At 73.1% G+C, this 26,028-nt stretch carries 23 protein-coding genes; 6 read left to right on the forward strand and 17 right to left on the reverse strand.

What is annotated here, in order from left to right; genetic code table 11:
* Window positions 1-61: 61 nt before the first annotated feature.
* From AOK23_RS12935 to AOK23_RS12990, 12 genes are all read right to left on the reverse strand, one after another.
* Complete coding sequence (locus AOK23_RS12935) at window positions 62-1,480, reverse strand: dihydroorotase (protein WP_055712859.1); 1,419 nt, start codon at window positions 1,478-1,480, stop codon at window positions 62-64.
* Between the two features lie 61 nt (window positions 1,481-1,541).
* Window positions 1,542-2,708, reverse strand: coding sequence for an acyl-CoA dehydrogenase family protein (locus AOK23_RS12940; protein WP_079049453.1), 1,167 nt, complete (start codon window positions 2,706-2,708; stop codon window positions 1,542-1,544).
* Window positions 2,687-3,736: a PrpF domain-containing protein gene (locus AOK23_RS12945; protein ID WP_055712860.1), complete on the reverse strand. Its 1,050-nt coding sequence runs from the start codon at window positions 3,734-3,736 to the stop codon at window positions 2,687-2,689. The genes AOK23_RS12940 and AOK23_RS12945 overlap by 22 nt, the downstream gene beginning before the upstream one ends.
* Window positions 3,733-5,547, reverse strand: coding sequence for an asparagine synthase (glutamine-hydrolyzing) (gene asnB / locus AOK23_RS12950; RefSeq protein ID WP_055712861.1), 1,815 nt, complete (start codon window positions 5,545-5,547; stop codon window positions 3,733-3,735). Before asnB ends, AOK23_RS12945 begins: the two co-directional genes overlap by 4 nt.
* A 9-nt stretch (window positions 5,548-5,556) precedes the next feature.
* Complete coding sequence (locus AOK23_RS12955) at window positions 5,557-6,351, reverse strand: cupin domain-containing protein (RefSeq protein ID WP_055712862.1); 795 nt, start codon at window positions 6,349-6,351, stop codon at window positions 5,557-5,559.
* Window positions 6,287-7,183 (reverse strand): EamA family transporter, encoded by an 897-nt coding sequence (locus AOK23_RS12960; protein ID WP_055712879.1) that lies wholly within the window; start codon window positions 7,181-7,183, stop codon window positions 6,287-6,289. The genes AOK23_RS12955 and AOK23_RS12960 overlap by 65 nt, the downstream gene beginning before the upstream one ends.
* A 344-nt stretch (window positions 7,184-7,527) precedes the next feature.
* Window positions 7,528-7,791, reverse strand: coding sequence for an acyl carrier protein (locus AOK23_RS12965; protein ID WP_055712863.1), 264 nt, complete (start codon window positions 7,789-7,791; stop codon window positions 7,528-7,530).
* Between the two features lie 104 nt (window positions 7,792-7,895).
* Window positions 7,896-9,158: a ketosynthase chain-length factor gene (locus AOK23_RS12970; RefSeq protein ID WP_055712864.1), complete on the reverse strand. Its 1,263-nt coding sequence runs from the start codon at window positions 9,156-9,158 to the stop codon at window positions 7,896-7,898.
* Window positions 9,155-10,426 carry a beta-ketoacyl-[acyl-carrier-protein] synthase family protein gene (locus AOK23_RS12975; RefSeq protein WP_055712865.1) on the reverse strand — a complete coding sequence of 424 codons (1,272 nt, stop codon included), beginning with the start codon at window positions 10,424-10,426 and terminating at the stop codon, window positions 9,155-9,157. Before AOK23_RS12975 ends, AOK23_RS12970 begins: the two co-directional genes overlap by 4 nt.
* Window positions 10,423-11,211, reverse strand: coding sequence for a thioesterase II family protein (locus tag AOK23_RS12980; protein WP_063791333.1), 789 nt, complete (start codon window positions 11,209-11,211; stop codon window positions 10,423-10,425). Before AOK23_RS12980 ends, AOK23_RS12975 begins: the two co-directional genes overlap by 4 nt.
* Entirely contained in the window at window positions 11,208-12,197 is a 990-nt protein-coding gene (gene rfbB / locus AOK23_RS12985) for a dTDP-glucose 4,6-dehydratase (RefSeq protein WP_055712866.1), read from the reverse strand. Before rfbB ends, AOK23_RS12980 begins: the two co-directional genes overlap by 4 nt.
* Window positions 12,194-13,351, reverse strand: coding sequence for a DegT/DnrJ/EryC1/StrS family aminotransferase (locus tag AOK23_RS12990; RefSeq protein WP_055712867.1), 1,158 nt, complete (start codon window positions 13,349-13,351; stop codon window positions 12,194-12,196). Before AOK23_RS12990 ends, rfbB begins: the two co-directional genes overlap by 4 nt.
* A gap of 185 nt (window positions 13,352-13,536) precedes the next feature.
* Here AOK23_RS12990 and AOK23_RS12995 point away from each other — a divergent pair, with 185 nt between their 5' ends.
* The 6 genes from AOK23_RS12995 to AOK23_RS13020 all read left to right on the forward strand — a co-directional run bounded on the left by AOK23_RS12995 (window position 13,537) and on the right by AOK23_RS13020 (window position 20,349).
* Complete coding sequence (locus tag AOK23_RS12995; protein WP_055521574.1) at window positions 13,537-14,322, forward strand: 3-oxoacyl-ACP reductase; 786 nt, start codon at window positions 13,537-13,539, stop codon at window positions 14,320-14,322.
* 25 nt (window positions 14,323-14,347) lie between these two features.
* Complete coding sequence (locus tag AOK23_RS13000) at window positions 14,348-15,298, forward strand: aromatase/cyclase (protein WP_055712868.1); 951 nt, start codon at window positions 14,348-14,350, stop codon at window positions 15,296-15,298.
* A complete protein-coding gene (locus AOK23_RS13005; RefSeq protein WP_055712869.1) occupies window positions 15,295-16,155 on the forward strand; it encodes an oxidoreductase in 861 nt (286 codons plus the stop codon). Before AOK23_RS13000 ends, AOK23_RS13005 begins: the two co-directional genes overlap by 4 nt.
* A 536-nt stretch (window positions 16,156-16,691) precedes the next feature.
* Window positions 16,692-17,288, forward strand: a complete 597-nt coding sequence (locus tag AOK23_RS13010; RefSeq protein WP_055712870.1) for a hypothetical protein — start codon at window positions 16,692-16,694, stop codon at window positions 17,286-17,288.
* Window positions 17,282-18,721 carry a multicopper oxidase family protein gene (locus AOK23_RS13015; protein ID WP_055712871.1) on the forward strand — a complete coding sequence of 480 codons (1,440 nt, stop codon included), beginning with the start codon at window positions 17,282-17,284 and terminating at the stop codon, window positions 18,719-18,721. The genes AOK23_RS13010 and AOK23_RS13015 overlap by 7 nt, the downstream gene beginning before the upstream one ends.
* A 173-nt stretch (window positions 18,722-18,894) precedes the next feature.
* Window positions 18,895-20,349, forward strand: coding sequence for an MDR family MFS transporter (locus AOK23_RS13020; protein ID WP_055712872.1), 1,455 nt, complete (start codon window positions 18,895-18,897; stop codon window positions 20,347-20,349).
* 124 nt (window positions 20,350-20,473) lie between these two features.
* Here the strand turns inward: AOK23_RS13020 and rfbA are convergent, their stop codons facing one another.
* From rfbA to AOK23_RS13045, 5 genes are all read right to left on the reverse strand, one after another.
* A complete protein-coding gene (rfbA, locus tag AOK23_RS13025; protein ID WP_055712873.1) occupies window positions 20,474-21,415 on the reverse strand; it encodes a glucose-1-phosphate thymidylyltransferase RfbA in 942 nt (313 codons plus the stop codon).
* A 269-nt stretch (window positions 21,416-21,684) separates the two neighbouring features.
* Complete coding sequence (locus tag AOK23_RS13030) at window positions 21,685-22,602, reverse strand: NADP-dependent oxidoreductase (RefSeq protein ID WP_206336191.1); 918 nt, start codon at window positions 22,600-22,602, stop codon at window positions 21,685-21,687.
* Window positions 22,599-23,600 carry an aromatase/cyclase gene (locus AOK23_RS13035; RefSeq protein ID WP_079049454.1) on the reverse strand — a complete coding sequence of 334 codons (1,002 nt, stop codon included), beginning with the start codon at window positions 23,598-23,600 and terminating at the stop codon, window positions 22,599-22,601. The genes AOK23_RS13030 and AOK23_RS13035 overlap by 4 nt, the downstream gene beginning before the upstream one ends.
* A gap of 26 nt (window positions 23,601-23,626) precedes the next feature.
* Complete coding sequence (locus AOK23_RS13040; protein ID WP_055712876.1) at window positions 23,627-24,682, reverse strand: hypothetical protein; 1,056 nt, start codon at window positions 24,680-24,682, stop codon at window positions 23,627-23,629.
* Window positions 24,683-24,794: 112 nt separating this feature from the next.
* Window positions 24,795-26,028: nucleotide disphospho-sugar-binding domain-containing protein (locus tag AOK23_RS13045; RefSeq protein ID WP_240496373.1), on the reverse strand; the 1,234-nt coding region annotated here is incomplete at its 5' end.

A 26,028-nucleotide genomic window follows, 5' to 3' on the forward strand; every position in this document is an offset into this window, starting at 1 on the left:
GATCCGCACGGACCGCGGTGGGGAGGGACCGGCGGCCCCTCCCCCCTGCGGTCCGTGCGGATCAGGCGCTGGTCTCGCGCTGCGCGGTGAACCCGCCGGGTACCGCCGGTTCGGCGTCGAGCCAGATACCGGACGCGGTGCCGAAGCGCGGCTGCTCCGGGTCCCGGCCGTCCCAGATGGTCTCGCCGCGGCGGACGGTGACGTCGGGGCGGCCGGTGAAGGTCCAGCCCTCGTACGCCGACCAGCCGACCTTGGCGTAGGTGTGCTTCGCGGCCATGATCCAGGTGACGTCCGGGTCGAACAGCGTGAAGTCGGCGTCGAGGCCGACCGCGATCCGGCCCTTGCGGCCACCCAGCCCGAACAGGTCGGCCGGCCCCTCGGCGGTGAGCCGGGCGACGTGCCGCATGGCCTCGTCGGTGGACATGCCCGGGTAGCGGCGCCGCATCCCCGTGTACAGGGCGATGATCAGCTCCTGCACACCGGGCAGCCCGGGCGGGGCGTCCGCGACGGCCAGCAGCTTCTCCTCGACGGTGTGCGGGGCGTGGTCGCTGCCCAGGCTGGCGACGCTGCCCTCCATCACCGCGTCCCACAGCCGCCCCTTGTCCTTCTCGCAGCGGATCGCGGGACGCAGCCGGATCCGGGCGCCCAGACGTTGCGTGTCGGGCGCGGAGAAGGACAGGTGGTGCGTGGTCACCTCGTAGGTGATCGGCAGGCCCGCCTTCGCGGCGGCCTTCAGCAGGTCCGACTCCTCGGAGGAGGAGACGTGCAGGATGTGCGCGGCGGTGCCGTGCTTGCGCACCAGTTCGATGACGCGGGACGAGGCGACGATGCCGCCCGTGCGCGGGTGCGCCGACTCGTACGCGTCGTAGCCGGTCGGCGGGGCCTGGGTCTCGTCCAGCAGCGAGAAGACGCTGTCGTCCTCCGCGTGCAGGACCAGCCGGATACCCCGCTCGGCGGCGACCTGGAAGATCCGGTCGAGGACGACCGGGTCGCGGATGATGTTGGGTGCGGTGTGGTGGCCGGTCATGAAGACCTTCACCGAGGTCGCCTGGCGGGGCTGGAGACGGCGGAGGTTCTCCACGCTGTCGACGGTGACGCCCATGTGGAAGCGGAAGTCGACCAGGGAGTCGCCGGAGACGGTGGACGCCTTCTCCGCGGCCAACTCCGGCTCGATCAGCGGCGGCTGGGTGTTGGGCATGTCGATGACGGTGGTGACACCGCCGGCGGCCGCCGCCCGGCTGCCGTGCGCCCAGTCCTCCTTGTGGGTGAGGCCCGGCGTACGGAAGTGGACGTGCGGGTCGATGCCGCCGGGCAGCAGATAGCGGCCGCCGGCGTCGATGGTCTCCTTGGCGGGCGGCTGTTCGCCGTCCGCGAGGATCGCCGATATTCGCTCACCGGAGACGGCGAGGCCTCCGGGCTTGACCCCGTCAGGGGTGACTACGCGCGCGTTGGTGACGACGAGGTCGTAGGACTGCGTCACAGGTCCTCCGGGTCGATGGATGGGCAGGACGGTGGATGAGGTGGTGCCGCGGCGGCCGCGGTCAGGCGGCGGTCCAGGGGGCGCTGACCAGTTCCCGGGCCAGGTCGTTCGTCGGGCCCATCAGACCGACCGCGCGGGCGTCGCGGGCCAGCTTGTTCAGCGGGTGGTCGTGCAGATAGCCGGCGCTCCCCAGGAGCCGCAGCGCCTCCTGCACGACCTCCTCGGAGATCCGGGAGCCGAGGATCTTGCTGTAGAGGGTGGTGTTGCCCGGTTCCGCCGAGTCCCGGCGGGCCGACGCGTCGACCAGGGCACGGGCGGCCTCCACCTTCGCGGCGAGGTCCACCAGCCGGTGGCGCACCGCCTGCTGGTCCGCAAGACCGCGGCGCTGCGCGTGGGCGAACGCCGTCCGGTACGCGGCGGCGGCGATGCCCGCCGAGACGGCGCCCAACGTGGCACCGGACTCCCGCACCCCGGCGATGATCCGGACCGCCGCGCCCACCGGGCCGAGCACCGCCGAGTCGTCGGCCTCGCAGGCCGTCAGCTCGACGAAGCCGGTCGCGGAGGAGCGCATGCCGACCAGGTCCATGCCGGTGTTGGCGAACAGGCCCGGGTTGCCCGCCTCGATGAGGAAGAACGTCTGGCCGTCGCTGCCGTAGGTGCTGGCGACGCCGTCGGTCGGCGCCGACGTCTGGGCGAGCACCAGGTACACGTCCGCCAGACCCGCTCCCGTGGTGAACGCCTTGGCGCCCTCCAGCAGCCAGCCGCCGCCCTCGGTGCGCCGCGCCTTGGTGGCGAGGTTGCGCTTGTCGGCGCCCGAACCGGACTCGCTCCACGCGGAGGCCGCGATCCACTCGCCGCTCGCCAGCCGCGGCAGGTAGCGCTCGCGCTGGGCCTCGCTGCCCCACTCGCTGATCCGGGAGCTGACCGCGTAGTGCTGGAACAGGATGATCGCGACCGACGGGTCCGCGGCGGCCGTCAGCTCGATCAGCCGGTTGGTGAGCAGGGAGTCGCCCCCCTGGCCGCCGTACTCGACGGCGACGGCCGCGCCGAGGATCCCCGAGGCGCGCAGGGCGGCGAAGACCTCCTGCGGGAGTTCGGCGGCCGCGTCCGCGCTCTGCGCGTGCCGGTGCAGGACCTCGGTGAGGCTCGCGTAGCGCTCGGCGAGTTCGGCGCGGGTCGCGGCCCCGGTGCCCGCCTGAGTGAGGGTCAGACCGCCAGCGGGAGCCATGCCGTTTCCTCCTTGTAGTCGTAGTTCTTGAGCGAGGCGATGCACGCCGGCTCGTCGAGCTGGGCGAGTTTGCGGCTGACGCTGACCCAGTGCAGGGTGTCGGCGCCGTCGCCGCGCCCCGCCACCGACGCCGCGGCCGCGGTGCTGCCGCCCGGGGTGTCGATCTCGATGACACCGCGCGCCAGTCCGGCCCGGCGGGCCAGCCGCTCGGGGACGGTGCCGGGGATGCTGGAGGCCGCGGCCAGGCAGGTGGTGCCCGTCAGCGCGATGCTGGGGTGCCACTTGGGCACGGAGATGGCCCGCACGGCGAGCCGGCCCTCCGTGTACTGGCCGACGGCCGCGATCTTCGGGAAGACCCCGTCGGTGGGCCACTTGAGCAGCTCGCAGGCGGCCCTGCGGATCTCCAGCATCCGCTCGTACATGTCGTCGCCCGCCCCGAACAGCTCCTCCACGCTGTTCAGGCCCAGCTCCTCGGCGTCCACGAACACATACGGGTTGCCCATGGAGACCAGGGACGCTTCCTGCACGCCCGTACTGGTGATCAGCTGGTCCACCGGGTTGCCGGTGAGCAGCAGTTCGTCGAGGCGGGCCCCGGCGTCCTGGAGGAAGTGCACGGTGAAGCTGCCGCTGCGGCGGCGCGCCTCGTCCACCTCGCACACCACGTGGTCGCCGTTGTTGATGACCCGGACCCGGACCCGGCCGCCGGGGGCGAGCCGGGGCAGCCACGCCTGGCCGTCGGCGGCGACCACCGAGGCGAGGATGGAGTGCCCGCAGCTGCCCTTGAAGTCGAACCGGTCGACGCCGCCGGTCAGCCCCTGCACGAACCGGTAGTCCAGGTCGAACATGGGGTGCGCGGACGGCTCGACGAGCGCGAACTTGAGGATGTCGCCGCGGCCGTTGGCCTCCAGCCACTCCCGGATCCGGGTGAGCACCGGCGTGAGCCGCTCCTCGTCCCGCGGCAGCTGGCGGTGGTCCAGCACCAGGGTGGGGGTCGGGGCCCCCACGGCCCGTGCGATGTACCCGATCACACCGTCACCCCCGGGACGCTCCCGGCGACCGTGCCGGCGGGCGAGCAGAACTGGTCCAGCCACAGCTCGTGGACCATCAGCGACCAGATCGCCAGCGAGGCCCGGTCGTTCGGGGACTCCGCCTGGACGCGGAACAACTCCTCGACCTTGCGCGGGTTCAGCTTGCCGCCGCGGCGCAGCCGGTCCTCGGCCAGCAGGTCGCGGGCGTGGTCGAACAGCGCCTGGCCGGGCTGGAGCATGGCCGTGATGGGCAGGGTGAACGGCTGCTTCGGACGGTTCAGGACCGACTCCGGCAGCAGACCGTCGGCGGCCGCGTAGAGGACCTTCTTGCGACGGGTGCCGTCGATCTTGAGGTCGGCCTTGAGGGAGCGGGCGTAGCGGACGACGCTCGGCTGGCAGAACGGCAGCCGCACCTCGACCGAGGCCGACATCGACAGGTGGTCGACGCGGCGCAGGTGGTAGGCGGGCAGTCGCTCGCCGATCTCGAACTCGGTGAGCGTGGTCATCCGGTCGGCGGTGGAGGCGCGCAGCCGCTCGGTGATCTCCTCGGCGGCGGAGCCGGCCGCGGTGACGAAGCCGAGGTACTCCGAGGAGTACAGGCTCTCGCGGAGGTTCCTCGGGACGGCGGCGAGGGCCTCCACGTAGTCCGGCACCCAGTCCGTGCCGAAGGGGGCGTCCATGGCCTTCTTCAGCCGGTCGTAGCCGCCGAACAGCTCGTCGGCCGCGTCACCGGTGATGGCGACCTTGAAGCCGGCGTCGCGGACGGCGTCGAACAGGGCGTACGTGGACAGGGTGATGGGGTCGGCGTTGGGCTGCCCGAGGTGCCAGACGACGTCGGCCAGCAGCGACGGGAACGTCGCCGGGTCGATCTCCACCTGGTGGTGGGTCGTACCGGCCCGCTCGGCGACCTCGCGGGCGAACGCCCGCTCGTCGGACGGCCAGGTGCCGGTGTACGCGATGTTGAAGGAGTGCAGGTCGCGCACCTTCTCGGCGGCCAGCACCGTGACGAGGCTGGAGTCCAGGCCGCCGCTGGTGATCGCGGAGACGGGGACGTCGGCCTCGGTGAGCCGGTGCACCTCGGTGCGCAGCAGCGACCGCACGTGCTCGGCGGCCTCCGGCTCGGCGCAGTGCGGGGCGCGGGCACCGGTGGTGGGGCGGATGGTGACGTGCATGCCGCCGGCGCGGGTGACCCGGACGGTCGCGGCCGGCGGGAGCACCTTGACGCCCTCGAACATGGTCTGCTCGCCGAACGGCGTCTTCGTCGCCAGGTAGGCGTCGAGGCCGGCCTCCGCGGGGGTGGCCCCCACGTTGCGGAAGGACAGCAGGGCGGGCAGCTCGGACGCGAAGTACAGGTGCCGGCGGGCCGCGTCCCAGTGGTAGTACAGCGGCTTCATGCCGACCTCGTCGGTGGCGAGGTAGAGCGTCGGCTCACCGCGCAGGTCGACCACGGCCACCGAGTACATGCCGTCGAGGTACTCGGGGAAGGCCGCCCCGTACTCCGCGTACAGGGCCGGGATGACCGAGCCGTCGCAGGTGTCCTTGAAGGTGTGGCCGCGGGCGGAGAGCTTCTGCCGCAGCTCGTCGTGGTTGTAGATCTCGCCGTTGAAGACGACGACGATGTCCTCGCCGAGGGTGTACGGCTGGTCGCCGCCGTCGAGATCCATGATCGCGAGCCGGTTGTTGCCCAGGGCCCAGCCCGCGCCGTACGCGTGGGTCTGCGCGTCGGGGCCGCCGTGCCGCTGGGCCGCGGCCACGGACCGCAGCTCGTGCGGTGTGGCGAGGGCGTCGAAGTGACCGAATATCCTGCACATGTCTGAAGATCACCGGACCTTTGTCGAGACACCGGCGCGCTGATAGAGCACCGGATCGAACGGAGTGGGGCCACCGCACGTGGCGAAGCGGGGAGCGGCGGGGTCTTCGTCGGGGTGCCGGGTGCCGTGCGGCACACCGGGGGGCGCGTAGAGCACGTCGCCGGGCTCGGCGTCGTACCACTGGCCGTCGAGGTGGAGCTGGCCCTTGCCCTCGAAGGCGATGAACGCCTCCTCGCTCTCGGGGTGGACGTGGACGTTGAAGTACTCGCCGGGCTGCATGAAGCCGCAGTGGAGGCACAGCTGCGGGGAGCCGGTGCCCGGCCAGAAGAGGAAGTTCATGGTGGCGGTCCGGGCGGAGGCCTCCGCCTGACCGGTGCCGGTGAAGCCCTTCAGCTGGGTCTCCTCGTTCCACAGCCGGGAGAAGCGGCGGGGCTCGGTGCCGGGGGCGCGGTCCGGGCGCAGCGTGGTGTTCCACACGTAGGCGGTGAGGTCCATGCCGGCGTCGGCGCTCAGCTCGTACAGGTCGCCGGTCGGCGTGTACACCGTGTCGGCGCGGTTGACGCGCCTGCGGGCGGCGCCGGAGGCGGCGGAGCCGGAGCCCGCGAAGACGACCACGACGTTCTCCTCGTGCGCCGAGGACTGCGGCCGCCACACGGCACCGCTGGGCACCCGGACCACGTCGAGCCGCACGATCCGCGCCCCGAGGTGCGGACCGACCGCTGTGGCGACCCGGCAGCCGTCAAGCTGACGGAACTCCAGTTCGCCGGACTTGATGACGGCGCCCTGGACGGTTGCGGTGCTCATGGCTTTCCTTTCGCTGGGGTCGTGCGGGACGGAGGGAGGGGAGCTGGGCGAGGACGATCCCGGCCAGGACGGCGGCGGCCCCGGCGAGCTGCGGCGGGGTGAAGCCCTGACCGAGCACCACCAGGCCGAGCAGCGCGGCGACGACCGGGCTGAGCAGGCCCAGGAGGGACACGGCCACGGCGGGCAGCCGCTCCACACCGCGGAACCACACGGTGTAGGCGAACACCGCGCCCACCAGGCACAGATAGCCGTAGGCCGTTAGATTCACGGTCGTGACCCGCTGGGGGAGCCCCTCGAACAGCAGGGTGAGGGGCAGCAGGAACAGTCCGCCCAGGGCGAGTTGCCAGCCGGTGAAGGCGACCAGCCCGGCCGGGCGGCCCCACCGCTTGGTGAGCACGATGCCGAAGGCCATGCAGCCGGCGCAGCCCAGCGCGGCGGCCACCCCGATCGGGTCGAGGGCGGTGGCGGAGGCGCCCACCAGCAGCGCGACGCCCGCCGTGCCGAGCAGACAGGCCGCCAGGTCCCGGCCGCGGGCCCGCTCGCCGAGCAGCGGGACGGCGAGGCCGAGGACGAGCATCGGCTGGAGCGAGCCGATCAGCGCGGCGATGCCGCCGGGCAGGCGGTACGCCGCCACGAAGAGCAGGGCGAAGAACGCGCCGATGTTGAGCACGCCCAGCACGGCGGCCCGCCCGATCCACACGCCCCTCGGCAGGCTGCGCGTGACCAGGACCAGCAGCAGCCCGGACGGCAGGGCGCGGACCGTGGCGGCGAGCAACGGGCGGTTCTCCGGCAGGAACTCGGTGGTGACGAGGTACGTGCTGCCCCAGACCATGGGCGCGAGCGCGGCCGTCACGGCGTCCGTCGCACGGGGTCTCACCGGCCACCGCCGGGTGGTGCGGGCCGGGCCGCGGCCCGGTGTTCGGGGGCGGCGGAGACCGCCTTCGTCGCGGACATGTGGCCCCTCCTCTCATCAGGGGTGGGTCTGTGCCGAGCCTCTCCGGTTGCGGTCCCGTGTCCGTCCCGGTGTGATTCCTTCCGGTTCCCGTTGATAGTTCAAGAGTTCTGCTGGTTTGCGGTGAAAACGCACGTCGGGCCCGTGCCCGGCGCTCGGCCGGGACACGGGCCCGAAAGGGGTGCGGAAGGGGAGGAACGGCTACCTGGGGGGCCGCCCGCGGATCAGGCGGCGGCCTTGACGGAGATGGCCTCGTTGACCAGCTCCAGGTACTGGCGGGGTGTCTCGGCGTCCGTGACGGCGTCCTCGTCCAGGGCCACGTCGTAGTCGCGCTCGATGCGGCCCGTGGTCTGCAGGACGGCCAGCGAGTCGTAGCCGAGGACCTCGAACGGGACGTCCAGCACATCGCCGTCGAGGTTCACCGCCTCGGCCTCACCGGCGCACTCGCGCAGCAGGTCGGTCAGCTCGGTGATGGTGAGTGCGGGCATGGGGTGTCCTCTCGGTCTCTTGTGGTTCCAGGGCATTTCGATGGGAGAGCGGGAACGGGCCGTGGGGTGGCTCGTCCCGTCGGCAGGTGCGGGTCCGTGGTCGGTCAGCCGGCGGCGCGCACCACCATCGCCGCGTTGAAGCCGCCCCGGCCGCGCGCCAGCACCAGCGCCGTGCGCAGGGCGGCGGGGCGGGCCTCACCGGTGACGAGGTCCACGGGGCAGTCGGCGGCGGGCTCGGACACGTTGACGGTCGGCGGGATCACCTGGTCCCGAAGCGCCAGCAGCGCCGCCGCCAGGTCCAGCGAGGCACCGCCCGCCGCCAGCCGCCCCGTCATGGTCTTCGGGGCGGTGACCGGAACACCCCGCGGGCCGAACAGCGCGGCGAGGGCATCCGCCTCCGCCCGGTCGGCGTCCCGGCGGCCCGCCGCGTCCGCGAACACCACGTCCACGTCGGCGGCGGCCAGCCCCGCGTCGGCCAGGGCCAGTTCGGCGGCCGCGTCCAGCCGCGGGGCGCCCTTGCCGCGCGGCGGGTCGAAGGTCGCCGCGTACCCGGCGACCGTGCCGTACCCGCGCACGCCGCGCGCGCGGGCCGCGGCCGCGTCCTCCAGGACCAGCAGCGCGCCGCCCTCTCCGGCGACATGGCCCGAGGCGTCGGCGGAGAACGGCAGATACGCGCGGTCCGCGTCCTCGACGGTGCTCAGCTCGCCGCCGGCCAGGTGCGCCGCCCACCCCCACGGGCACAGCGAGGAGTCCACGCCGCCGGTGAGCAGCACCGGAACGCCCTTGCGCAGCTGCCTGCGGGCCTGCGCGACGGCATCGAGGCCGCCCGCCTGCTCGGTGACCAGCACCCCGCTGGGCCCGCGCAGCCCGTGCCGGATGGAGATCTGGCCGGTGTTGACGGCGTAGAACCAGGCGAACGACTGGTAGGCGCTGACGTGGTGGCCGCCCTTGCTCCACAGCGCCTCCAGCTCCCGCTGGCCGAACTCGAAGCCGCCCGCCGAGGCGGCGGTGACGACCCCCGCGGAGAAGTCGGGCAGCTCCGAGGCGTCGATACCGGCGTCGGAGAGGGCCTCCGCGGCGGCGGCGAGCGCCAGCCGCGTCATGTGGTCGGTCTGCGGGAGCAACCGGCTGGAGACGTGCTCCGCCGGGTCGAAGCCGGGCACCTCACCGGCGAGCTTCGCCGGGTACTGGCCGGCGTCGAAGCGGGTGACGGGCCGGATGCCGCTCTCGCCGCGCAGGGTCGCGGCCCACCAGGTCTCGGTGCCCAGGCCGTTGGGCGCGGTCACACCGAGGCCGGTGACCAGGGGCGTGCCCGGGGAGGGGCCGTCCGTGGCGGCGGCGGAGCGGTCGAGGGTCTGGGTGGTCATACTGCCTCTCCCCTGCGCGGGCGGGTCAGGATCATCGCGCTCTGGAAACCGCCGAAGCCGCTGCCCACGCTGAGCACCGTGTCGGTGCGCTGCTCGCGGGCGGTCAGCGGGGTGTAGTCCAGGTCGCAGGCGGGGTCGGGGGTGTGCAGGTTGGCGGTGGGCGGCACGGTGTTGTGCTCGATCGCCAGCGCGCTGGCGGCGACCTCCAGGGAGCCGATGGCGCCCAGGGAGTGCCCGACCATCGACTTGATGGAGCTGACCGGCACCTCGTAGGCGTGGCTGCCGAGGCTGCGCTTGAACGCCGCCGTCTCGTGGCGGTCGTTCTGCTTGGTGCCGGAGCCGTGCGCGTTGATGTAGTCGACGGCCGTGGGGTCGAGGCGGGCCTCGTCGAGGGCCACCCGGATCGCCTCGGCCATCTCGGTGCCGTCCTTCGTCAGGCCGGTCATGTGGTACGCGTTGCAGCGGGTGGCGAAGCCCGCGATCTCGGCGTAGACGTGCGCGCCGCGCCGGCGGGCGGCCTCGAACTCCTCCAGGATCAGCACCGCCGACCCCTCGCCGAGCACGAAACCGTTGCGGGAGGCGTCGAACGGGCGGGAGGCCGTCTCCGGCTCGTCGTTGCGGGGCGAGGTCGCCTTGATGGCGTCGAAGCAGGCCACCGTGATCGGGGAGATCGGCGCCTCCGTGGCACCGGCGACCATCACGTCGGCGCTGCCCTCGCGGATCAGCTCGACGGCGTGCCCGATGGAGTCCAGGCCCGAGGTGCAGCCGGTGGAGACCATGGAGACGGGGCCCTGCGCGCCGGTCCGCCAGGCGACCTCGGCCGCCATGGAGCTGGGCACGAAGTAGTCGAACAGGTGCGGTACGGCGAGGGTGTGGTCCACCTGCCAGGTGGAGCCGCCCCGGCTGACGGTGTTGTACTCGCGGTCCAGGCCCATCGTGCAGCCGACGGCGCTGCCCAGCGTCACCCCCGTGCGCAGCGGGTCGAGGCTCTCGGGGGCGAGGCCGCTGTCGCGCAGGGCCTCGTCGGCGCTGACGAGGGCGAACTGGGCGGCGCGGTCGAGGCGTTCGGCCTCCTCGGGGGTGAAGCCGTGCAGCAGCGGGTCGAAGTCGGCCTCGGCGGCGATCCGGGACCGGAACGACGAGGCGTCGAACAGGGTGATGCCGCGGGTCGCGGTCCGTCCGGCGGTCAGCAGCGACCAGAACTCCTTGGTGCCCACGCCGCCCGGGGCGACCACCCCGATACCGGTGATGACGACACGTCGGTTCATTTGTTGTCCTTCACGGGAGAGTCCTCCTGCTGGGGTGCGGTCCAGGCGGTCGGGTGGGTACGGGCGGCCCCGGCGGACTCCGGCGTCCCGGCCCGGCGCTGCACGACCCGGCACGCCCGGTCCAGCAGCCGCGGCAGCGCCGGCCCGCGCAGGAAGAAGTGGTCGCCGGGGAGGGTGCGTTCGACGAACGGGCCGGTGGTCCAGTCCCGCCAGCCGGCCATCACCTCCCGCCCCGCGAGCGGGTCGAGGTCGCCGGACACGGCGAGCAGCGGCACCGAGAGCGGACCGTCGGCGGCCTCCCGCAGGGACTGCGCGAGCCGCAGGTCGTCGCGGATCACCTTCAGGGCCGAGCGCTGCCACACCCCGCCGCGCGGGGTGTCGGGCGGTACGGCGCCCGCCTCCCGCAGCGTCTCCATCAGCTGGCAGTCCGGCAGGTCGGCGGCCTGGACGAGCCGCACCCGGGCGTCCGGCGGCGGGCAGGCGCCCACGACCACCAGCGCGGGGGCCGGGCGTCCGGCCTGCTCCAGGGCGCGGGCCACCGAGTAGGCGATCATGCCGCCGAGGCTGTGGCCGTACAGGACGTACGGGGCGCTGGGCACGGGCTTGTGGTGGCGCAGCAGGTCGGCGAAGAGGGCGCGGCGGCCGGTGACGCGGGTCTCGCGGCGGCGGGCGTCCCGGCCGGGCAGGAGCACCGGCACGGCCTCCACCTTCGGGCCGAACTGCTCGGGCCAGCGGGCGAACGCGGAGGTGCCGGCGCCGGCGTGCGGGAAGCAGTACAGCCTCATGCCGCACCCCCCTGGGACGCGGCGTCGGCCTGCGGCTTCCACCAGTCGGGGCGGTCCCGGTACCAGGCCACGACCTCGCGCAGCCCCTCGTCGAGGGTGCGGCGGGGCGCGTAGCCGAGTTCGGCGCGGATCTTGCGGTCGTCGATGGCGTACCGCAGGTCGTGGCCCTTGCGGTCCTCGACGTAAGCGACGGACGAGAAGTCCGCGCCGCACAGGTCGAGCAGCCGCTCCGTCATCTCCCGGTTGGTCAGCGCGGTGGCCCCGCCGATGTTGTAGATCTCCCCGGCCCGCCCGCCGGTGAGGACCAGCTGGACGGCCCGGCAGTGGTCGTCGACGTGCAGCCATTCGCGGACGTTGGAGCCGTCGCCGTAGAGGGGGACGGTCATGCCGCGCAGCAGCCGGGTCACGAAGTTCGGGATGAGTTTCTCGACGTGCTGGTGGGTGCCGTAGTTGTTGGTGCAGCGGGTGACGCGGACGTCGAGGCCGTGGGTGCGGTGGTAGGAGCGGGCCAGCAGGTCGGCGGCGGCCTTCGACGCCGAGTACGGCGAGTTCGGCAGCAGCGGCTCCTCCTCGGTCCACGCGCCGCTGTCGATGGAGCCGTACACCTCGTCGGTGGACACCTGCACCACCGGCCCGACGCCGAGCCGCAGACAGGCGTCCAGCAGGCTCTGGGTGCCGAGCACGTTGGTGGTGACGAAGGCGGCGGCGCCGGCCACCGACCGGTCGACGTGCGACTCGGCGGCGAAGTGCACCACCGCGTCGTGTCCCGGCAGCAGATGGTCCAGCAGCTCGGTGTTGAGGATGTCGCCGCGCACGAAGTCCAGCCGGGGGTGGTCCATCGGCAGGTTGGCGGTGTTCCCGGCGTAGGACAGCTTGTCGAGGACGGTGACGCGGGCGTCCTCGAAGCCTTCGTAGCCGCCGGCCAGCAGGGTGCGCACGTAGTGGGAGCCGATGAAGCCGGCGCCGCCGGTGACGAGGATCCTCATGCCGTCACCTCCGCGGTGCGCTCGGCGACGGACTTGCGCAGCGCCGCGACCACGGTGAGCACGTCGGCGTCGGACAGGCCCGGGTGCAGCGGCAGGCACAGGGTGCGGTCGGCCGCCCAGTCGGAGCCCGGCAGGCCGGGCTCGGGCGCGCCGTGCGCGTACGCCGGCACCTTGTGCAGCGGCGCGTAGCGGAAGGTGGTGTAGATGTCGGCGGCCAGCAGGTCGCCCGCCACGGCGTCCCGGATCCGCGGGTCCATCTGCACCCAGTAGAAGTAGTACGTCGACTCGTGGCCCTCCGGCAGCGGCGGGGGCAGCAACAGTCCGTCGGCGTCGGCGAGTTCACGGTCGTACAGGGCGACGATCTCCCGGCGGCGGCCGACCAGCTCGGGCAGCCGGCGCAGTTGCACGGCGCCGATGGCCGCGGTCATGTCGTTGCCGATGACCCGCCGGCCCGGCTCGGGGACGTCGAGCTCCCACCAGCGGGCCGACACCTTGGCGTAGCCGAAGCCGCTTGGCTGGACCAGCCCGTGGTACGCCAGGCGCCGGACCCGGGCGGCCCGTTCGGCGTCCTTGGCGTAGATCATGCCGCCGTCGCCGGTGATGAGGACCTTCATGGCGTCGAAGCTCCACATGGCGAGGTCGCCGAAGGTGCCCACGGCCCGGCCGTCCACCCGGGAGGCCACCGAGCAGGCGGCGTCCTCGACCAGGGTGATGCCCCGCTCCCGGCACAGCTCCGCGATCCGCGCGACCTCGCCCGGGTAGCCGCCGTAGTGCAGCACGACCACCGCGCGGGTGCGGTCGGTCAGGGCGCGTTCGACGTCCTCGGCAGTGGGGTTGAGGGTGCGGGCGTCGACATCGCAGAAGACCGGCGTCGCCCCCGTGGTCAGGATCGCGTTGGCCGCCGCGACGAAGCTGAGCGAGGGCAGCACGACCTCGTCGCCCCGCGCCAGGTCCAGCGACTCCAGCGCCAGGAACAGTCCGGCCGTACCGGAGTTGAGGAAGACGACGTGCTCGGCGTCCACTCCGAGGTGCGCGGCGAAGGCCGCCTCGAAGGCCTTGGTGCGGGGGCCGTGCCCGAGCCACCTGTCCTCGAACACATCGGCGATCGCGTTCAGTTCCTCAGCGCCCACCTGGGGCTGGAAGAGATTGATCATAGCCGCCTCTCAGGTCCTCGTGTCGGGGCCGACTCTGGCCGGATCCGCTCGACACGGGATCGAGCCGCGATGGTCGGCGCGATGGCGGACGGGCCGCCGCCGGCGGTCCCGAGAGGTGTTCGAGCGCCGCTCCAGCACCGGACGCGAACCTCCTGCCGCCAGGACCGGACTATCCAGGAGAGCTCATGTCGGAACAGGAGCGACGGGTCGCCGTCGTCACGGGTGCGACCAGCGGTATCGGCCTCGCGGTGACCCGGCTGCTGGCGCAGCAGGGCCACCGGGTGTTCCTCTGCGCGCGCGGCGAGGACGCCGTGCGCGACACGGTCAAGGAACTCGGCGAGGAGGGCCTGGAGGTGGACGGCGTCGCCTGCGACGTGCGCTCCGCCGACGACGTCAAGGCGTTCGTGCGGGCCGCGGTGGACCGCTTCGGCACCGTCGACGTGCTGGTGAACAACGCCGGCCGCAGCGGGGGCGGTGTGACCGCCGACCTCACCGACGAGCTGTGGGACGACGTCATCGACACCAACCTCAACAGCGTCTTCCGGATGACCCGCGAGGTCCTCACCACCGGCGGCATGCGCCACAAGGACCGCGGCCGGATCATCAACATCGCCTCCACCGCCGGCAAGCAGGGAGTGGTGCTCGGCGCCCCCTACTCGGCGTCCAAGCACGGTGTCGTCGGCTTCACCAAGGCCCTCGGCAACGAGCTCGCCCCGACCGGCATCACCGTCAACGCCGTGTGCCCCGGCTATGTCGAGACGCCCATGGCGCAGCGCGTGCGGCAGGGCTACGCCGACGCGTACGACACCACCGAGGACAAGATCCTGGAGAAGTTCCAGGCCAAGATCCCGCTCGGCCGCTACTCCACCCCCGAGGAGGTCGCCGGCCTCGTCGGCTACCTGGCCTCCGACACCGCCGCCTCCATCACCTCGCAGGCCCTGAACGTCTGCGGCGGCCTCGGCAACTTCTGACCAGCCCGACGAAAGGGACAAGGACATGACGACCCGTGAGGTCGAGCACGAGATCACCGTCGCCGCCCCGGCCGCCGAGCTGTACCGGCTGATCGCCGAGGTGGTGAACTGGCCCCGGATCTTCCCGCCGTCCATCTACGTCGACCACGTCGAGAAGGGCGAGCGCGAGGAGCGCATCCGCATCTGGGCCACCGCCAACGGCGAGCCGAAGAACTGGACGTCGCGCCGCGTCCTGCACCCCGAGGAGCTGCGCATCGAGTTCCGCCAGGAGGTCCCCGCCCCGCCGGTGGCCGCGATGGGCGGCACCTGGATCATCGAACCGCTCGGCGACGCCGAGTCCCGGGTGCGGCTCCTGCACGACTACTCCGCGATCGACGACGACCCCGAGCGGCTCGCCTGGATCGACGCGGCCGTGGACCGCAACAGCCGCGCCGAGCTGGCCTCCCTGAAGACCAACGCCGAACTCGCCGTGCGGGCCGTCGGACTGACCCTCTCCTTCGAGGACAGCGTCCGCATCGAAGGCTCCGCGAAGGACGTCTACGACTTCATCAACGAGGCCGACCGCTGGCGCGAGCGCCTCCCGCACGTCGCCGAGGTCTCCCTGCGCGAGGACACCCCGGGCCTGCAGGTGCTGCGCATGGACACCCTCACCAAGGACGGCTCCAAGCACACCACCGAGTCGATCCGCGTCTGCTTCCCGCACCACCGCATCGCCTACAAGCAGACCACCCTGCCGGCCCTGATGACCCTGCACACCGGCTACTGGCAGCTCGACGAGGACGAGGACGGCGTCACCACCGCCACCTCCCAGCACACCGTCGTCCTCAACGCCGACAACATCACCAAGATCCTCGGCCCGGACGCCGGGGTGCCCGAGGCCCGCGAGTTCATCCGCGGCGCCCTCGGCTCCAACAGCCGCGCCACGCTGGGCCACGCCAAGGAGTACGCCGAGAAGCGCAGGGCGGCCGCGCGATGAGCGGGCACACACCGCGCACCTGGCTGGTCACCGGCGCCTCCCGGGGGCTCGGCCGGGCCATCACCGAGGTCGTGCTGGAGGCGGGCGACAGAGTCGTCGCCACCGCCCGCAAGCCCGAGACCCTCGACGACCTGGTCGAGCGGTACGGCGACCGCGTCGTCCCGCTCGCCCTCGATGTCACCGACCGCGCCGCCGTCCTCGCCACCGTCGCCGAGGCCGCCGAGCGGGCGGGCCGGATCGACGTCCTGCTCAACAACGCGGGCTACGGCCTCGCCGGGGGCGTCGAGGAGGTCGGCGAACGGCAGGTCCGGGACCAGTTCGACGTCAACTTCTTCGGCGCGCTGTGGGTCACCCAGGCCGTGCTGCCGGTGATGCGCCGTCAGGGGGCGGGCCACATCCTCCAGATGTCCAGCATCGCCGGCCTCACGACCTACCCGAACCTCGGCATGTACTGCGCCGGCAAGTGGGCCCTGGAGGCCATGAGCGAGACCCTGGCGCTGGAGGTCGCGGGCTTCGGCATCCGGGTCACGATCGTCGAGCCCGGCGAGTTCCGCACCGAGTGGAGCGCCGGCAGCATGGTCCGCGCCACGCCCATGCCCGAGTACGACGAGGTGCTCGCGGGGCGGCGGCACGGGCTGTCCGGGGCGTACGCCCACCTCCAGCCCGGCGACCCGCGCAAGGCCGGTGAGGCCCTGCTGAAGCTGCTCGACGCGGAGCGTCCGCCGCTCAGGATCCTGCTCGGCAACAGCGCCGCCGACCTCGCCCCCCGCGTGCTGCGCGAACGCCTCGCGGAGTGGGAGGAGTGGGACGCGCTGGCCCGCACGACGGATCACGACGGAACGGACGCCCGACCGTGACCCCGACCGCGCGCCCGGCGACGACCCGAGCCCCGGGCCCGGCGACGACCCGAGCCCCGGGCCCGGCCGCCGACCCACCGCCGGCCTCCTCCGGCTGGCCGGGCGGTCCCGGGGCGGGGGCGCGGTCGGCCTCTCCCGGTACGCCGAGTGTTCCGCCTGCCGGGGCGGCGCGGTCTGTCGCCCTGGGTACTCCGGGCGAGCCGCGTGCCGGGTCAGGGCTCGCGTCCCCCGGCACGTCGGGTGTCCTGCCCGAGGGGGCGCGGTCGGCCTCTCCCGGCGCTCCGGGTGAGCCGCCTCCCGGGGCGCGGTCGGCCTCTCCCGGTACGCCGAGTGTTCCGCCTGCCGGGGCGGCGCGGTCTGTCGCCCTGGGTACTCCGGGCGAGCCGCGTGCCGGGTCAGGGCTCGCGTCCCCCGGCACGTCGGGTGTCCTGCCCGAGGGGGCGCGGTCGGCCTCTCCCGGCGCTCCGGGGGTGGCGGCCGTGCCGGGTGCTGCCTCGGCCTCGGCCGTTCGTGCCGCGGCGCGGTCCGGAGGGCCCGTGCGGTTCGTTCGCGGTGCCGCCCTGCGTGCCCGGCGGATCGCCTGGCGCGCGGTCCTGTCCCTGCGTCCGCTCGCGCTGGGCGTCTGCGCCTTCGCGCAGGCCGCCGCCGTCGCCTGGATCGCGTACGAGCGGACGCGTCCGCCCGCCCCGCAGCCCGGCGACCACGCCTGGTGGCACGGCGGCGGCCCGTCCGCCGCCGGGCACACCGCGCACGCCGGCGGGTACGGCGGGGACGCGAGCGGGCCCGTGCTGTACCTCGCGCTCGCCACGGCCGCCCTGTACCTGCTGCTGCCCCTGCTCGCCCTCGCCGCGCACACCGTGCGGCACCTGGGCGGCGGGGCGTGGACCTTCGCCGTCGTGGGCGGCGTGGTGAGCGCGGCCGTCGCCGTGCCCGTGACCGCGCTCGCGATCGCCCTGACCCCCGGCGCGCCCGCCGAGTCGTGGGCCGCGGCGGGCGACCACGCCCTGACCGCGCTGCGCATCTGCGCCCCGGCCGGTCTGCTGCTCGCCGTCGCCGTCGGGGTGCCGTCGGGCGCACGGCACCGCGCGGACCGTCCGCCGAGACTCGTGGAGAAGAGAACCCGATCATGCTGAACCGACGCCATCTGCTGAAGGCCGCCGTCGTGGGCGGTGCCGCCGCGCTGTTCCCCTGGGAGGGGCTGAGCGGCAGCGGATCCGCCGCCGCGGCCGGCGACCTCGCCGAGACGGTGCCCTTCGCGCACGCCCTGCCGCTGCCGAAGACCCTCGCCCCCCTCAGCCGCAGCGCCACCACCGACGTCTACGAGATGCGGATGCGGGAAGCCGACGTCGAGATCGTCAAGGGGCTGACCTCCCGGGTCCGCACCTTCGACGGCACGTTCCCCGGCCCCACCATCAAGGCGTGCCACGGGCGCGCGGTGGAGGTGCGCCAGTACAACGACCTGACCGTGAACGCCGCCGTCCACCTGCACGGCGGTGAGGTCCACTCCGAGCACGACGGCCTCCCGATGGACGTCATCGCGCCCGGCGGCAACCGGACGTACCACTACCCGAACAAGCAGCGGGCGGCCTCCCTCTGGTACCACGACCACGCCCACCACCTGGAGGCGGAGAACGTCTACAAGGGCCTGCACGGGCTCTACCTGATCAGCGACGCCGAGGAGAAGAAGCTGCCGCTGCCCCGCGGCGCCTACGACGTGCCGCTGGTCATTCGGGACGCCCGCGTGGAGACCGACGGCACCCTGCGCTACACCCGCCCCTCCGACTGCCCGCACATGCTGGTCAACGGCAAGGAGCGGCCGTACTTCAAGGTGGCGGCCCGCAAGTACCGGCTGCGCCTCTACAACGCCTGCGCCAACCGCTACATCAGGCTGCGGCTCGCCGACGGCACGCCGTTCACCCAGATCGCCTCGGACGGCGGCCTGCTGGAACGCCCGGTGCAGCGCGACGAGTTGCTGATGCTGGGCGGCGAACGCGTCGAGGTAGTCGTGGACTTCTCCCGCTACGCCGTGGGCCAGTCGGTGGTGCTGGAGAACACCGGCGCCCTGCCCACCGAGCGCCCCGAGGTGCTCCGCTTCGACATCGACCGCAGGAGCACCGACAACAGCCAGGTCCCGGCGATGCTCTCCTCGCTGCCGCCGGTGCCGCGGGGCACGGTGGAACGGGACTTCGAGCTGCGCACGTTCCCCGCGATGACCATCAACGGCGTCAGCTACGACCCGGACCGGGTCGACGTGGCGACCACGGTCGGCAGCAGCGAGATCTGGACGATCCGCAACGTGGAGGCGCCGCTGGCCGCGCCGCCGGACTTCCACCTGTACCACAGCTTCCACACGCACCTGACGTACTTCCGGGTCCTCGAACGCAACGGCAAACCGGCAGGCGTCCAGGACTCGGGGCTCAAGGACACCGTGTGCCTCGGCCCCGGTGAGACCGTGAAGATCGCCATGACCTGGGGCCCCTACACCGGCCAGTACCTCTACCACTGCCACCAGCTCGGCCACTCCTCCGGCGGCCAGATGGGACGCATCGACATCAACCCGGCCTGAACGACGGCCGCACGACCTGAGGCAGCGCTGCCGGACCGTCCGCCCCGACGGCCCGGCAGCGCTGCCGTACCCGTCCCGACCTGCCGGGCGGCCCCCGGGGGACGGTCCGGGACGTGGCCGGATCTCGAGCCGGATTCGAGGGGGGCGGGATCAGGGGCTCTTAGGTTGCCCTCATGCAGACTTCGCCCCCCGAACGGCTGGACCGCAAGCTCCTCGTCCTCGCGGGCACCCTCCTCATCGGTGCCATCGCGTCCCTCCTGGACTCGACCATCGTCAGTGTCGCCCTGAACGACATCGGTGAGGAACTGGACGCCTCCGAGACCGCGCTGTCCTGGGTCAACACGTCCTATCTGCTGACCCTGGCCCTGGTCACCCCGCTCGTCGGCTGGGCCGTGGACCGCTTCGGCGACAAGCGGATGTGGATGTTCGCCCTCGTGGTGTTCCTGGCCGGCTCGGTGCTGTGCGGGCTCGCCTGGTCCGTGGAGAGCCTGATCGCCTTCCGCGTGGTCAAGGGCATCGGCGGCGGCATGGTGCTGCCGATGGTGCAGGCGATCCTCGCGGAGGCGGCCGGGCCGAAGCGCTTCGGCCGGGTGATGAGCCTCGTCGGCATCCCCGGGCAACTCGCCCCCATCATGGGCCCGGTGGCCGGCGGTCTGATCATCGACGCGGCGGGCTGGCGGTGGATCTTCTTCGTCAACGTGCCCGTCATCCTGCTCGCCCTCGCCCTCGCCTGGAAGGTGCTGCCCTCCTCGGGCGAGCGGCGCGACACCCGAGTCGACCGCGTCGGCATGCTGCTCCTGCCGCCCGGCATGGTCGCCCTCGTCTACGGCTTCTCCCGGGTCCGGGACGTGTCCCAGCTGACCGACCCGTTCACCCTCGGCGTGCTGCTGGCCGGCCTCGCCCTGGTCGCCGGGTTCTGTGTGCACTCCGCGCGGTCCGCGGACCCCCTGCTCGACGTACGGCTGTTCCGCTCCCGGGTGTTCTCGACGTCCTCGGCGCTGATCCTGCTGCACGGCGTGGCCATTTACGGCACCCTCTTCGTGCTGCCGCTGTACTACACGCGGGTGCTCGGCCACGACAGCTCCACCACGGGCTGGCTGCTCGCCCCGCAGGGCCTCGGCATGCTGATCGGCATCTCGCTGGCCGGCGCGCTCACCGACCGGTACGACCCGCGCACCCTCATCCTCGGCAGCACCGTGGTCGCCGCCCTCGGCACCGTCGCCTTCACCCAGCTCGCCGAGCACCCCGGCGACCTGCTGCTCGGCCTGTCCCTGTGCGTGCGGGGCCTCGGCCTGGGTGTCATCGGGGTCGCGGTCATCACCACGGCCTACCGTGACGTGCCCGCCGACCGCATCGCGCGGGGCACCGTACTGATCGCGGTCGGGCAGCGGGTCGGCGCGTCCTTCGGCACGGCCGTCGTCGCCCTGCTGCTGTCCGTCGGCCTCACCGCCGCGCCCGGCGAGGCGGGGGCGGGGGACGCCGCGGCGTACGGCGACACGTTCTGGTGGGTGCTCGGCCTGGTCGCGCTGATGCTGCTGCCGGCGCTCCTCATGCCGCGCAAGCCGAGGGAGCCGGAGAGCGGCGTGGAGCAGGAGGAGGGACAGCCGGCGGAGTCAGGACACCACTGACGTCACCGTGGCGGCGGCACCCGCGCGTCCGCGCCGGCGCGGGACCCACGGCCGCACGCACCCATGAAGAGACCGCCCGGCCGTCCCCGTGGACGACCGGGCGGTCTCTTCCGTCGCGCTCCCGTCACGCCACCCGCCGGATGCCCCGCGGGTCCGCCGTGATGCCCGCCGCGGCGCCCACCGCCGTGCCGTCGGCCCGCGCGGCCCGGGCGACCGCCATCACGTACTCCCCGTACCCGGACTTGCCCAGCTCCTCGCCCAGCCGGTGGCACTGGTCCGCGTCGATGAACCCCATCCGCAGTGCCACCTCCTCCACGCACGCGATCCGCAGGCCCTGGCGCCGCTCCAGCGTCTGTACGTACAGGGAGGCGTCGAGCAGCGAGTCGTGCGTGCCGGTGTCCAGCCACGCGAAGCCGCGTCCCAGGTCCACCAGACGCGCCTGACCGCGGGCCAGGTACTCCTTGTTGACATCCGTGATCTCCAGCTCACCGCGCGCCGACGGCTTCAGGTTCCGGGCGATGCGGACCACGTCGTTGTCGTAGAAGTACAGCCCCGTGATGGCCCGGTTGGACCTCGGGCGCTTCGGCTTCTCCTCGACCGACAGCAGACGGCCCTCCGCGTCGGCCTCGCCCACGCCGTACCGCTCCGGGTCGCGCACCGGGTAGCCGAACAGCAACGCGCCCTCCCGGTGCGGGAGATGGCTGCGCAGCACCTGGGAGAAGCCGGGGCCGTGGAAGACGTTGTCACCGAGGACCAGCGCGACCGGGCCGTCGCCGATGTGGTCCGCCCCGATGACGAACGCCTCGGCCAGGCCCCGCGGTTCGGGCTGCTCGGCGTACGACAGGCGCAGGCCGAGCCGGCTGCCGTCGCCGAGGACCCGGCGGAACTGCGGCAGGTCCTTCGGCGAGGAGATGACGAGGATGTCCCGGATGCCGGCCAGCATCAGCACCGAGAGCGGGTAGTAGACCATGGGCTTGTCGTAGACCGGGAGCAGCTGCTTGGAGACCCCGAGGGTGATGGGGTGGAGCCGGGTGCCGTTCCCGCCGGCGAGGATGATTCCCTTCACGTCCTGCTCACCTCTGTAGTCGGCTTGTCGTCGTCGGCTCGTGCCGTCGTCGTGACGAGCGTGCGCCCACCCGTTCGAAGCCCCGGTCGTGGGCACCTCGAAGGCAGAGGGGTGCCTCCAAGGCCGTGGGTGCCTCGGAGATCGTGGGTTTCTTCGGAGGCCGTGGGTGCCTCGCAGGCCGCGGGGCCTCGACGTCGGAAGGGGCGAGCCCCGGCAGGGCCCGCCCCTCCATGGGACCGGTGCCTGTGGCGGCCCGGTCCTTCGCGCGCTCAGTCGACGGTCAGCACGACCTTGCCCCGGCCGTGCCCGCTCTCCACGTCCCGGTGCGCCTCGGCGGCGTGGGCCAGCGGGTGGGTGGCGCGCAGATGGATCGTCACCTTGCCCTCGGTGTACAGGTCCACCAGCTCCGCGAGCCGCTGCGCCGACCGGGCACCGGCCACGTCCCGCAGGCCCAGGCGCTCGGCCTCCTCCGTGGCGATCATCGTGACCACCCGGTCGCGGTTCTTCGCCACCGCCACCGACGCCCGCAGCGCCTCGGGGCCGGCCGCGTCGACGGCCGCGTCCACACCGTCCGGCGCGATGGCCCGCACCCGCTCCTCCAGCCCCTCGCCGTAGGTGACCGGCACGGCGCCCAGGGCCCGCAGATGGTCGTGGTTGCGTTCGCTCGCCGTACCGATGACCGTGCCCGCGCCCCAGGCCAGGGCCAGCTGCACGGCGAACGTGCCGAAACCGCCGGCGGCCGCGTTGATGAGCACCGTGTCACCCGGCTCCACGCCCACGGTCGACAGGGCCATGTGCGCGCCCTGCCCATTGCCCGGGAAACCGGCGGCGATCTCCCACGGCATGTCCGCCGGCTTGCGGACGATCTGGTCGGCGGGCACGGTCAGGTACTCGGCGTAGGCGCCGAGCACGCTGTAGCCGAGCACCTCGTCGCCGGGCGCGAACGCCGTCACGCCCTCGCCCGCCTGGTCGACGACCCCGGCGAACTCGTTGCCGAGGACCATCGGGAACTCGCGCTTGATGAACGGCGGGGTCCACCCGCCGCGCACCCGCACGTCGAACGGCAGCACCCCGGCCGCCCTCACCCGGACCCGGACCTCCCCGGGCCCGGCCTGCGGTTCCTTCAGCGTCGTCTCTTCCAGCACCTCGGGGGGCCCGAACGAGGACAACGTCGCCGCTCGCATCATGCGTCCTTTCCACTGCGCTCGCCTTGATCGTGCTGCCGTTTGTACTCGACGCGCTCCTTCACGGCGTCCAGAATCAGCCGCACCTTGGAACTCAGCTCGGCCCGCACGAACTCACGCGCCGTCTCCAGCCCGGTGCCCTCCCCGAGGACGGCCGCGATGCCGGACTCCCTGATCACCACGGTCTGCAGCGACGTCACCGTCGTCGAACCGTCCGGGCCGGCCCCGATCCGCCAGCGCACATGGTGCGAACTGCCCAGCGGCGGCAGCAGCAGCTGCTTGTACGCGATCCCGTGGTGCGGCAGCCCCACGCGGGCGGTGCGCGTGGTGAACCGGCCGCCGTGCCGCTCCAGCGTCTCCATCTCCAGGACATGCGCTCCGGGTCCGCTCCCGCGCACATCGGCCCGGACCACGTGCGCCATCACCGAGGGCCACCCGGCCGCGTCGAAGAGCAGGTCGTAGACCTCCTCGGGCGGCCCGTCGATCTCCACCGCGTCCTCGACCGTCATCAGCAGCTCGGGGAAGCGGCAGGTGATCTCGGCGGCCGTCTGCACCGCGGCCAGCTCGCTGTGGGCGATCTCCTCGGTGGTGCGCCGCACCGCCTCCGCGGCCCGCGGGTCGTCGTCCTTCAGCCGGTACGCGTGCTCCAGCCGCACCACGCAGCGGTCGTCCCCGGCCGCCTCCACGCACCAGGTGCGGCACAGCGACTCCAGCGGCGGCTCGACGCGCTCCGGCCGGAACTCGACGCGCAGCGCGTCGTCGTCGGTACGGCGCAGCGCCACCCAGTGCTCGACGCGGCCGCCGGCCGGCTCACCTGCCCCGGACAGCGCCCACATGCCGACCCGCTCGTACCCGTCCACGGAGCCGAGCAGCTCCAGGTGCACGAAGGGCGGGAAGATCCGCGGCCAGGCGTCGAGATCCGCCAGCAGCCGGTAGACGTCGTCGGCCGCCGCCCGCACCGTGACCTCGTGCCGTTCGCTCACCGCTTGTGGCGATGCCATGTGCTCCTCCTCGCGTCGGGGGCCGCTCAGCCGCTCCAGCGGGCCGCGCGGACCGCGCCCTGATCGGTGGTCAGATAGCCGACGGTGACGCCCTCGTTGTTCAGCAGATACGCCTCGCTCGACCCCGACACGGCCGCGCCGATGTCGGTGACCTGGCCGCCGGGTGACCAGCGCACCGCGTGGAACACCCCGCCCGGCGTGTACGAGAACCCGACCGCGACCCCGACGTCGTTGATGCCGTACACCGCCGAGCCCGTGTCACCGGGCAGCGGGTTCAGCGGGACCGCCGTGCCCGAGCGCGACCACTTGACCGCGTGGAAGGGGCCGTCGTACCCCTTGCCCGCCCTGTAGGAGTTGCCCACCATGGCCCCGCGGTTGTTGATCCAGCTGGCCTGGCTGGAGTCGTCACCGGGCAGGATGCCGCCGAGGGACACCGTGGTGCCGTCGGCGTTCCAGCGCACCGCGTGCTGCTTGCCGTCGGAGGTGCCGGAGAAGCCGACGGCCGCCCCGCTGTCGTTGATCTTCGCGGCGGCGCTGGACACGTCGCCCGGCAGCGGCGGCAGATGCGTGGCCTTGCCGTCCACGTCCCAGCGCTGCGCCTTGTACACCAGCTCCGGTGTGGCCGAGAAGCCCACGGCGACACCGCGCGTGTTCACGCCGTAGGCCCTGCTCCGGGTCGAGCCGGGCAGCCCCGCCAGCTGCGCGGTGCGGCCGTCGGGGGTCCAGCGCACGGCGTGCTCGGCCTTGTCGGCGCCGACCGAGCGTCCCACGACCACACCCGCGCGGTTGATGTTGTACGCCGTGCCGGACACGTCACCCGGCAGCGTCCCCAGGTCGGATATCAGTCCGTCGGCGCTCCAGCTGACGGGGCGGGTGACGCCGTCGGCGTTCGCCGAGGAGCCGACGACGGTCCCGGCGTCGTTCACGGCGTACGCCAGGCTGGTCGTGCCGCCGGGCAGCGTGCCCAGGTCGGTGACGGTCGTCCTCGCTCCCGCCGGGAACGCGGTCGCGGCCGTCAGCGCGGCGGTGCCCAGGGCGACACCGAGGCCGCGCGCGGCCAGGGGCGACAGTTGGGTTCTCACGTGCTTGCCTGCCTTCCTCTTTCAGATACGGCCGATGCTCTCGGCGCCCGCTCCACCGCCGGTCGAGTCCGGGTCGTGGCGCGGTCGAGGCCCGCGGCCGGACGTCGGGGGTTCAGAGCCGCTTGCCCGCCAGCTCGACGAGACGCGTCACCATCCGGTCGGGGCCGGGCTCCACGGCCAGTTCCTCGGCCAGAGCGGCGGCGTTCTTGCGGACCGGCCCGTCCTCGACCAGGGCGCGCAGCACGGACCCGTCGACCTGCTCCGGCTGCCGGTCGAAGCCGATGCCCTCGCTCTCGATGATCGAGGCGTTGATCCAGTTGTCGGCCCCGTACGGCATGGCCAGTTGGGGCACCCCGGCCTGCGCGGCGGCGAGCATGGTGCCGCAGCCGCCGTGGTGGACGACACCGTCGAGGGTCGGCATCAGCGCGCTCAGCGGGGTCCAGCCGACCGGCCGGACGTTCTCGGGAAGCGGGCCCAGCGGCGCCAGGTCGACGTTGTCGCCGAGCGCGAGGATCAACTCGACGTCCAGGCCCGCCGAGGCGTCCAGCACACTGCGCAGGCTGCCCGAACCGGCCACGCCCGGCACGATGGTGCCGAGCGTCACCACGATCCGCGCCCGCTCCTTCGGCGCCGCCAGCCAGTCCGGCAGCACACCGCCGCCCTGGAACGGCATCGACCGCATCGACCAGCCCTCGCCCTCGCCGCGCATCAGCTTCTGCGGCGCGAAGTACACGGGCTGCACGAACGGCAGCTCCACCGGCACACCGAGCCGCTCGAACGTCGGAGCGAGGTGGGGGAGCATCCGGGACGGCAGGTCGCCCTCGCGCAGGAAGCTGAAGCCGTTCTCCACCGCCGGGACGCCGAGGTCGCGGGCGGCGAGCAGCGCGGTGCCCTGCAGCCGCGAGTACACGATCAGGTCGGGGCGCCAGCCGCGGGCGAACTCCAGCGTCCCGTCGGCCATCATGTCGTTGATCAGGCCGAACTTCTCCAGGATGATCTCGGGCGTCCGCTCCGACCTGGTGATCTCCGCGCCGCGTTCCCGCATCATCCGGATCCGCTCCTCGGGCGTGCCCTTCTTCGGGAACACCGAGGTGAAATCGGCGTCCGGGGCGACGTCCCGCACGGTCAGGCCCGCCCGGGCCGCGGCGTCGACGGAGACGCCCGCGGTCGCCACGGCCACGTCGTGGCCGGCCGTACGGAACGCCCAGGCCAGGCCCAGTGCCGGATACAGGTGGTCGAGGCCGGGGGAGACGTTGAACAGCACGCGCATGGCGGTTACCTCGTTTCCGTGGACATCGGGTCTGCGGTGGACTCCGCTGCCGTGACCGTGCCGAGGGCCGGGGCCG

Origin of the sequence: Streptomyces torulosus (assembly GCF_001419765.1) — a bacterium.
In the GTDB taxonomy this organism is placed as follows: domain Bacteria; phylum Actinomycetota; class Actinomycetes; order Streptomycetales; family Streptomycetaceae; genus Streptomyces; species Streptomyces torulosus.